Source organism: Methylobacterium sp. GC_Met_3 (assembly GCF_026540775.1).
GTDB lineage: Bacteria > Pseudomonadota > Alphaproteobacteria > Rhizobiales > Beijerinckiaceae > Methylobacterium.
This window is the reverse complement of the sequence record NZ_JALNUL010000097.1, coordinates 1-7,444: the sequence shown is the minus strand read 5'-3', so window position 1 is coordinate 7,444 and position 7,444 is coordinate 1. Positions and strand designations below refer to the sequence as shown.

Here is a 7,444-nt window from a genome sequence, read left to right as displayed (position 1 = left end):
GAGATCCGGTCGCGCTGCTCCCGGCCATCCTGCCGGGAGAACACGGCGGCGGGCGAGGGGTCGTTGGTCCTCCCCACCGTTCACCGCCGTCGAAGAGCAGCCGATGGGCTGCCCTTCGCGTTTCCAGTTCGATCACACGGGCCGCGCAATCGGCGACACCCTGGGGGCCCCCGCTCCCGGGGTGTTTCTTTGTCGAAATCCGTCGAACCGAGCGCTCGATACGACGCGATCGGTGCGTTTTGGCCCTTCGGCTGCGACGGGTGCAGGATTTGTAACCGCAACCCTGACGAGTGGCCGAACAACAACGACAGCGATGACGTTCAAGCTTGGACTGATCAATCCGATCTGTCCGGAGGAACGTCCATGTCGATCAAGACAGTCGCGCTGGCTACAGCGATCACGCTCTCGCTCACCGTCGGTGCGATCGCCCAGACCGCAGCCGGTGGCGGCAGCGCCGAGGGCAACATGAACAACCCGGGCTCCGTGAAGAGCAACTCCGAAAAGCGCATGGAGGGCGGGAGTAGCGCGTCGGGCACGGGCACGATGGGCACGGGGCCCGGCACCAGCGGCGGTCCGCCCGTCAGCACGCCCGGCGCACCGGCCGGGAGCGGTACCGGCAACGGTGCCACCGGCAGCGGTGCGGCCCCGAGCGGCAAGTAAAACCGACGCGCCCCGCAGCATGCCTGCTGCGGGGCTGCGGCTCCGCTCCAGCGCCTCAGCGGCAACGACCTCGGTCGCCGCGATGACACGCTCTGGGTCTACGACCTCAAGCCAGACCGTCTTTGGCCGCCTTGTCCGGGTCGTCCGGCTTGCTCTCGGCGTCCTTCACCACATCCGTGCTCTCAGGCGCGCGGTCCGTCGTGGGGTCCGTCGTGGGGTCCGGAACATTGACGTTCGCGATCCGCACGGTCGGCGGCATCACGCTCTCGCCTTTGGGCTTGTCAGTCTCAGCCATCGCATGCCCTCGGATCAAGTTTTAGACTAGTGCCCTGATGTCTGACGTGCGTCTCACGGCGAAGGCGCTACCCGATGCCGCTCATGACGCCACAGCGCGACCGCGACACGGCGGGCCTCGTAGGTTCTGCGAAGCGGCGTACCGAGGTCGCCCTGCGCTTCCGGTGCAAAGCCGTAGGTCAGCACGCCATCCGCCCCGTAGTTTCGGCGCATCTCATCACGCCAGAGCCGATCGGCGGACGCCAGAGCGGCTTCCGTCAAGGCCAAGCGCGTGGGATTGGTGAGGGCCATGGGAAACTCCGGGTGCATGCCGCTCAACGCAGCGGTCGCGTCGGAGGTCCGCAACGGTGAGCGCATTCCTTCCGTGCCGCCACGATTTGCCGGTTGCGGGCGATCGCCAGACCCAGGAGCCCGACGCCCGGGGCCGATTTCCGGCTGGCCTCGATCCGCGCGCGAGGCCACGCGAGCGCGCCGAACAACACTTTTCGGCGCGGCCTGCAGCCGATAGCCGTGTCCTCGTTCAGACGATCCACCATGCACGCGATCCAATATCGACCGCATGACTCTTTCATTAGGAACATCAGGCTTCTGTGAACGCTAGATCCACACGCTAGCGTTGTATAAACAGCGTGCTTCAGCCTTCCAGGAACGCAGATGCCACGCTATTTTTTCGACGTCCTGCACGATGGGGAGGACGTATCGCGCGATCACAGCGGGATCGACCTTCCCGATCTGGACGCAGCAAGAATTGAAGCCTTGGAGGTCTGGAAGCGCATCATCACGGCACATGCGGCGGGGGCGGCAGACCCGTTCCACTGGCATGTGGTTGTACTGGATCAGACCGGGAACGTTCTGGCCAAGGTCTCCTTTCCATCGGACCTCGCGATCCAAGCCTGACGCGGAGCGGATCATCCGCCTCCCGTACCTGAAATGCCTGCACTTGAATTTCGACGTCATCCGAAGGCTGAATAGACGGTCCGTTAATCATTGCGTCCCACCATACCGTCAGCGATCGGCTCCGGCCGCGCGCCGGAAGAGCAGCACCGGGGCCTGATACCCCTCGGCCTCGGTGCGGCCTCGCCGGTGCAGTCGCGATGATCGGACGCGATTGCGGCCAAGCTTGAGCCCGGCTAAACGCACTGCCTTGGGTGCGCGGGAGCAGGAATGAGCGATGTGGTGGCCGCTCTGCTCCTGGCGCTGGCGGCCGAGAATGCCGAGCTGCGCGAGCAACTCGCCTCGGCGCAGGACATGCTCGTCGAAACCGCCATCGACGCCGGCAACATGCACGCTTTGGTCGAGGCGATGCGGATCGAGCGCGATGCGTGGCGCGAGGAGGCCGAGCGGCTGCGAGGCCGGCCGGCGCGGATGGCCTGAAGGGCGCCCGCCTCAGATCCCCGCATTCCCCAACGTGCTGTAGAACCGGCCAGAATCGAACGTGGCTTGGGCCCGTTGCAGGCCGACTTGCCTCTGCTGCTGTATCGCCACGCCCTTGCGCGCGTCGGCGAGCTGCGAAGGCGGGCGGCTCTGTGGGGCCGCGGCGTCACCCGATCCGGGGGCGAGGGCCAGCGGTTGACCGGAGCGGGACTACGTCAGGCGTTGGGGAGGACTGGCCCGGTACGGCGGCATCCTGCCCCCGCGATACCGCCGGGACCCTGGGTGGGGCTGCCAGGATGGAATCCTGACGCCCCGGTCGATCGCACGGATCAGTAGCCGCCGTAGAACCGGCGCGGTCCGTCATAACCACCGTAACCGCGGTCGTAGCCCCGGCCATACCCATAGCCCGGCCTGTCACCGTAATAGCCGCGCGGGCCGCCATAACCCCAGCCCCGATCGTTGGGACGGCAATGCCCCCACGGGTTCGGATGGAAGCCTGGGCCGCAGCCACCGGCCACACGCTCGATCAGCCCGCCGCCGTCGGGCGGGCCGTACCCGAACGGCGCTGCGTTCGCGGCGGGAGCGGTGGCGAGCCCTGCCGCTATGACCGCGGCCATTCCGAGCAACTTGAAGCGCATCATGATCCAGACCTCTTGAACCCTTCGGAGCGGACTTGCCGGACCGCATGACAGGGAGAGTGATCCGAAGAGGCTGAACTACTTCTGGTCCATGCGTTCATCAACCCGATGGCTTGTCCGTTCGCACCCCCGCTCGGACCGCGCCTGCGAAAACGGCGGGACTGACACCCCGCCGCTCCTCTGCTCGCCGATCTCAGCGGTCGCTGAAGCCGCCCGTCGTCCGAAGCCCTTACAGGCCCATCAGCACACCGGCCGAACCGGCAATCGTCATGGCGATGCCGCCCGCGAAGGCGCCGATCATCGCGTAGGAGAAGCCCTTGAGGACCATGTTGCGCACTCCTGTCATCATGCGGCGGGCCTGCTGAGAGGCCCGGGGAAACGATCTGCAATGATGATGCCGGATCGCTCGGACGCGTGCGGTGCGGTGAGTCACGCTGCGCTGCGGAACCCTTCTGCGGAGGGTCAGCGATGACGCCTATCGAGGCGATCACCGCCAAGCTGCGGATTGCCTTGAACGGACGCGCGCAAAGCGTGACCTGCGGGCCAGCCCTATGCCGAGCGGGTCAGCGTGTGGGCAATGAGATCGACGCCGCGACCGCAAGAAACAGATCCCGTCACCGGCAACCCCCGCTCATCCATACCCAGCACGGCATAGATATGTCAGGTATCACAACTTCTGAGCGACGCGATTTTAAGGAGCTTTTGTAGGTTGCACGCGTGATGCAGCCCTCAGTAGTCATTGCGCTGCCGCGGGAAAACCTAAGTGCTACATGGCCATCGTCGCTCCGGCTCAGACGCCGAACGGCACAGGGCCGAACCACGTTGTCACGGGATCCGGCCCACATCAGCCTCGTCCCCTCACATCAGATCGTCGGCATCCCCACGTGACTTTTGATGGCGAGCGGACGCACGCCGCGGCCGAGGGACCGCCCCTCGGTCTCGAGCGCTCGGTCACGCCGCACCTCTGAGCGAAGCTTGAGGACGAGAATGACCGATCCGATCCGCGACAACGTCGCGCAGTGCCGGTTCGAACTGCAGGTCGGCGATCAGATCGCGTTTGCGCGCTACCGTCGCGAACCAGCACGGCTCGTCATCACCTACGTCTACGCTCCGCCGATGCTGCGCGGCACGGGGGCAGCCGATCGGCTCATGGAAGGGGTAGCGGCCCACGCCCGGTCAGGCGGTGACCAGATCATACCGCTCTGCGGCTACGCCCGGGCTTGGCTGCACGGGCATGGCGCACATGGCGATCTGCTCGCCTGAGAGGCGCCCGACGCCGTGTCGAGGATGGCGGCGGCCCGTCGGGGAACACCATGGATCGTGGGACGTAGCCTCCAGAGAACGGAGGCGCACACCATGACCCACGCCGACACGCCGATGCCGGGAGAAGATCCTGGTGTGTTGATCGAAGACCCTTCACGCCTCGACGAGATCGAGCCATCGCCAAAACCCGATACGACCGTCCCGGAAGAGGACGATCCCGAGGTCAAGGAGACCGAGGTGCAGCCGACCTGATAGCGGTGGCTGAGGGCCATCCAAGGCCCTCACGATGCCTTAGGGCTGCTTCCGCTGGGCCGTCGGGTTGGGCGTCGAACTCGTGTCCGGACCGACGGCCGGGCTTATGCTTGTGACGTAAGTCCAGGTCCCACCAATGGCCAGGATCCCGGCGAACAGGGCGGCAAAGATGCTGATGAGTGCGAAGCGGTTCATGCTGTGGAGAAGACCGCAACCAAGCGTCTGATCCCGCGGCGAATGCCGCCGGTCCATTCGCCGCAGGCGCTCTTCTTGTCCAAACGATCCGACGATCGTGGATCACGACCGTCACCCGCACACCCTTCCGCAGCGTGGCGCAGAATCACGGGCGGCGGATGGCGAAGGCCAACAGGCGATGGGGAACAGTGTGCGTGCCCGTCCCGTTGGCCTGCGTGATCGCCGCAGATCTGCGGCCGTCGTGAGGAGAGAGCGTTTGTTCAAAATACCCACACTGACGGCTGGGTTATTCGCAGCCAGCATGTTTCTCGTCCCCGCCCAGGCATCGGCGGCGGGTCAGATCGGCCTCGGAGCCGTTCCGGAGGCTGCTTCTGCGGTGCAGGACGTTCAGTATGGCTACGGTGGCCCCCGCTTCGGTTACGGTCATCGCGGCTATGGGGGTCCGCACTTCCGTGGGCGCGGCTACGGCTACGGGCGCGGATATGGAAGAGGCTATGGCCATGGCTACGGTCGTGGATACGGCCATGGTTACGGGTACGGGCGCCGCGGGGGCTTCTGACCCGCTCCGCCGTCGCGGGTTTTTCGTGCTCGCATCCCGGCCAGGGACACCAGATACCCGGGAAGGCGCCCGCTCGCTGAATGCGAGCGGGCGCCTTCCTCATGCGCCGCATCGCGTATCGGTTCAGCTCATCGCCGATGAGGTCGGACGCCCCCCCACCCCCGCTCTGTGAGCCGATCGGGGTCGAGCGGAGCGGGCGGCCCAGCGAACAGCAGATGCTTCGGGGCGCGGGGGCTGGATGACCTCCGCGTCCGGCGTGGTGTTCGAGCACGGGGTGTTGCAGCGGGGACGGATGACCCCGAGCGGGGGTTCAAGGCCGCTCCGGCTTTCCGGCAGCCCCGTCGGCATCATGCCGATTGGCTGAATGATCCTGGTACTGGTCGGTCTGGACGCCCTTGCCGTCGAGGCCACGCTCATCGTCATGCTGAGACTTGTCGCGGTTGCTCAACACCTCGTTCTCACCGAGGGTGCCCTCTGGCAGTTCGGTCATCGCACCAGACCCAGACCCTTTGCCCTGAGCGCCCGGGTGCATTCCGTGTTTGCCGGCGTTCGCCATGGTAGCGCTCCAAACGTCGCGGGCCTGGAAGATCGACCCTGGTGCTGAGTTGGGCCAACCGGTCGTCACACGGTCCGTTCCTGCGTCACGCCAACGCGCTGACGCGGGTCGCCATCTCAGCCGCCAAGCCTGTTCCGCGACGCGGCGCGGACTCATGGGCGACGAATAGCGAGGGCGGAGGAGCGTTGCGGCGAGCCAACCGGTTCAGAGGCGTGGTGCTGAGTCGCGGACCACCGGGAGCAATGAACTCGCGGCGTATTCCACGGCTTCACCGAGGGCCAACGCGATCCATCTGCGCCGAGGCACGGAGGAACGTCATGCGTTTTCGAGTTCTCGCAGCCTTGGCCGGGGTCGGTTTCAGCGTCCTGGCGCTTCCCGCATCGGCCGTGCCGGCTGGCCCAGTAACCGCTGTCACATCGCCTTCTGACATGGTCACCACCGTTCGGATGAGGCGCCACCATATGCACCGCCGCTCCATGATGCGGACGCAGCGGAAGTACCCAGGCGCCAGCTTCGTCCGGAACACCACCCCGGGCGCGCCGGCCGGTAGCGGCGGCGGCAATGGGACGACCGGCAGCTACGCCGCCCCGAGCGGGAGGTAGGCTCTCCCTCGATCCCTCGTCAGCCCGCCCGGTCCGCCGCGGCGGGCTTTTTCGCGGCGACAGGTCTCGAGCCGTGCCCGATCGCGTTGCAAGCGCGCACGGCTCTCAGCCTTTGCTGCGACGCGCGCTCGGGCGTCGAAACGGTGTCCACTTCGGCGGCGTGCGCTCTAGCCACCGCCGCCGCCACTTCCGCCTGCCCCAGGACCGCCGAGGTTGCCGTCCTTGTTCGGCGTGTTCCAATGGATGATGCCGTCATCAGGCGGCCGCAGCGTCGTGGTCGGCAGACGCGGGTAGCCGAGTTGCGGCGATTCGATCGTTGGACGCGGAGCCGGCCTCCGCGTTCGCGCCTTTTGGGCGACAGCCGCGGTGCCGACGCTGCCCGCAAGCGCCGCCGCGAGCCATCTGATCAACGCAGGTCGCATGATCGTCGTGCGTCGTGCAGAGCGCTTTGCCTCATCGCGAAGCCCGTACCCCCGGCGAAGATACCCAAGGCTCCGGTTTCAGCAACCTGCTCGAACACAGGGAGCTCAGCCTGGGGCAGGAGACCGAAGCGTTCGCCCGTTACCGCGCCAACTTTGCCGGAAGCACCGACGGAGCCGCGCTGGACGCACTGGAAGCGAACGAGGCTACGAAGCCCGCCAGGGAGCGCAGATCATCGGGCTGCCGCGGGTCGCGGGCCACGGCCTCCGCCTCACGCTGCAGCCGGAGATTGCATGCCTTCGACGGCAGGCCGACATCCGGTGAGCACGCGTCGTGGCGCGCGCAGGCGGCGTCGAGGGCGTCGATCGGCGGCAGCGGGGCGTTGTTCCCCGGGCCACAGTAGTTGCCGTGAATGAGGAGCTTGGGCGCGCCATTGGCGGCAGGCTGTGCCAGTGACGGGGCAGCCCATGCGGCGATGAGGAAGACCGGAGCGGCGAGGCTGACGACGGCGCGAGTCAACATGGTGGAGACCCTCCAGCACCTGCGCCCTCTCAGTCACGGCGGCGACGACGGTGCCAGACAGGGTTAATCCTCATGCATCACGTCGCGGTGTGCTGCAAAACACAACTCC

General features: G+C 66.6%; 11 protein-coding genes. 6 read left to right on the top strand and 5 right to left on the bottom strand.

The window, feature by feature from the left end:
* The first annotated feature begins 363 nt into the window (after positions 1-363).
* Complete coding sequence (locus OXS27_RS31125; protein ID WP_243920331.1) at positions 364-660, top strand: hypothetical protein; 297 nt, start codon at positions 364-366, stop codon at positions 658-660.
* A gap of 106 nt (positions 661-766) precedes the next feature.
* On the opposite strand, the gene OXS27_RS31120 is transcribed toward OXS27_RS31125, so the two are convergent.
* Positions 767-955 carry a hypothetical protein gene (locus tag OXS27_RS31120; RefSeq protein ID WP_267361528.1) on the bottom strand — a complete coding sequence of 63 codons (189 nt, stop codon included), beginning with the start codon at positions 953-955 and terminating at the stop codon, positions 767-769.
* A gap of 53 nt (positions 956-1,008) precedes the next feature.
* Positions 1,009-1,245: a hypothetical protein gene (locus OXS27_RS31115; RefSeq protein WP_243920327.1), complete on the bottom strand. Its 237-nt coding sequence runs from the start codon at positions 1,243-1,245 to the stop codon at positions 1,009-1,011.
* Between the two features lie 363 nt (positions 1,246-1,608).
* On the opposite strand from OXS27_RS31115, the gene OXS27_RS31110 reads away from it, so the two are divergent.
* Positions 1,609-1,851 carry a hypothetical protein gene (locus OXS27_RS31110; protein WP_267361527.1) on the top strand — a complete coding sequence of 81 codons (243 nt, stop codon included), beginning with the start codon at positions 1,609-1,611 and terminating at the stop codon, positions 1,849-1,851.
* Between the two features lie 267 nt (positions 1,852-2,118).
* On the top strand, positions 2,119-2,328 hold the full coding sequence (locus OXS27_RS31105; RefSeq protein ID WP_243920324.1) for a hypothetical protein: 210 nt from the start codon (positions 2,119-2,121) through the stop codon (positions 2,326-2,328).
* Between the two features lie 329 nt (positions 2,329-2,657).
* Here the strand turns inward: OXS27_RS31105 and OXS27_RS31100 are convergent, their stop codons facing one another.
* Positions 2,658-2,969, bottom strand: a complete 312-nt coding sequence (locus tag OXS27_RS31100; protein WP_267361526.1) for a hypothetical protein — start codon at positions 2,967-2,969, stop codon at positions 2,658-2,660.
* 984 nt (positions 2,970-3,953) lie between these two features.
* On the opposite strand from OXS27_RS31100, the gene OXS27_RS31095 reads away from it, so the two are divergent.
* The 3 genes from OXS27_RS31095 (at position 3,954) to OXS27_RS31085 (ending at position 5,235) form a co-directional block, all read left to right on the top strand.
* On the top strand, positions 3,954-4,229 hold the full coding sequence (locus tag OXS27_RS31095; protein ID WP_267361525.1) for a GNAT family N-acetyltransferase: 276 nt from the start codon (positions 3,954-3,956) through the stop codon (positions 4,227-4,229).
* A 93-nt stretch (positions 4,230-4,322) separates the two neighbouring features.
* Positions 4,323-4,481 (top strand): hypothetical protein, encoded by a 159-nt coding sequence (locus OXS27_RS31090; protein WP_267361524.1) that lies wholly within the window; start codon positions 4,323-4,325, stop codon positions 4,479-4,481.
* 496 nt (positions 4,482-4,977) lie between these two features.
* Positions 4,978-5,235 carry a hypothetical protein gene (locus OXS27_RS31085; RefSeq protein ID WP_243920320.1) on the top strand — a complete coding sequence of 86 codons (258 nt, stop codon included), beginning with the start codon at positions 4,978-4,980 and terminating at the stop codon, positions 5,233-5,235.
* A 310-nt stretch (positions 5,236-5,545) separates the two neighbouring features.
* Here OXS27_RS31085 and OXS27_RS31080 read toward each other — a convergent pair whose 3' ends face one another.
* Positions 5,546-5,791, bottom strand: coding sequence for a hypothetical protein (locus tag OXS27_RS31080; protein WP_243920319.1), 246 nt, complete (start codon positions 5,789-5,791; stop codon positions 5,546-5,548).
* 1,163 nt (positions 5,792-6,954) lie between these two features.
* Positions 6,955-7,335: a hypothetical protein gene (locus OXS27_RS31075; protein WP_267361523.1), complete on the bottom strand. Its 381-nt coding sequence runs from the start codon at positions 7,333-7,335 to the stop codon at positions 6,955-6,957.
* Between the last annotated feature and the right edge of the window lie 109 nt (positions 7,336-7,444).

Excerpts from the sequence above, each read along its gene's own strand:
- OXS27_RS31125 (WP_243920331.1), top strand. The coding sequence starts at position 364 with ATGTCGATCAAGACAGTCGCGCTGGCTACAGCGATCACGCTCTCGCTC.
- OXS27_RS31120 (WP_267361528.1), bottom strand. The coding sequence starts at position 955 with ATGGCTGAGACTGACAAGCCCAAAGGCGAGAGCGTGATGCCGCCGACC.
- OXS27_RS31115 (WP_243920327.1), bottom strand. The coding sequence starts at position 1,245 with ATGGCCCTCACCAATCCCACGCGCTTGGCCTTGACGGAAGCCGCTCTG.
- OXS27_RS31110 (WP_267361527.1), top strand. The coding sequence starts at position 1,609 with ATGCCACGCTATTTTTTCGACGTCCTGCACGATGGGGAGGACGTATCG.
- OXS27_RS31105 (WP_243920324.1), top strand. The coding sequence starts at position 2,119 with ATGAGCGATGTGGTGGCCGCTCTGCTCCTGGCGCTGGCGGCCGAGAAT.
- OXS27_RS31100 (WP_267361526.1), bottom strand. The coding sequence starts at position 2,969 with ATGATGCGCTTCAAGTTGCTCGGAATGGCCGCGGTCATAGCGGCAGGG.
- OXS27_RS31095 (WP_267361525.1), top strand. The coding sequence starts at position 3,954 with ATGACCGATCCGATCCGCGACAACGTCGCGCAGTGCCGGTTCGAACTG.
- OXS27_RS31090 (WP_267361524.1), top strand. The coding sequence starts at position 4,323 with ATGACCCACGCCGACACGCCGATGCCGGGAGAAGATCCTGGTGTGTTG.
- OXS27_RS31085 (WP_243920320.1), top strand. The coding sequence starts at position 4,978 with ATGTTTCTCGTCCCCGCCCAGGCATCGGCGGCGGGTCAGATCGGCCTC.
- OXS27_RS31080 (WP_243920319.1), bottom strand. The coding sequence starts at position 5,791 with ATGGCGAACGCCGGCAAACACGGAATGCACCCGGGCGCTCAGGGCAAA.
- OXS27_RS31075 (WP_267361523.1), bottom strand. The coding sequence starts at position 7,335 with ATGTTGACTCGCGCCGTCGTCAGCCTCGCCGCTCCGGTCTTCCTCATC.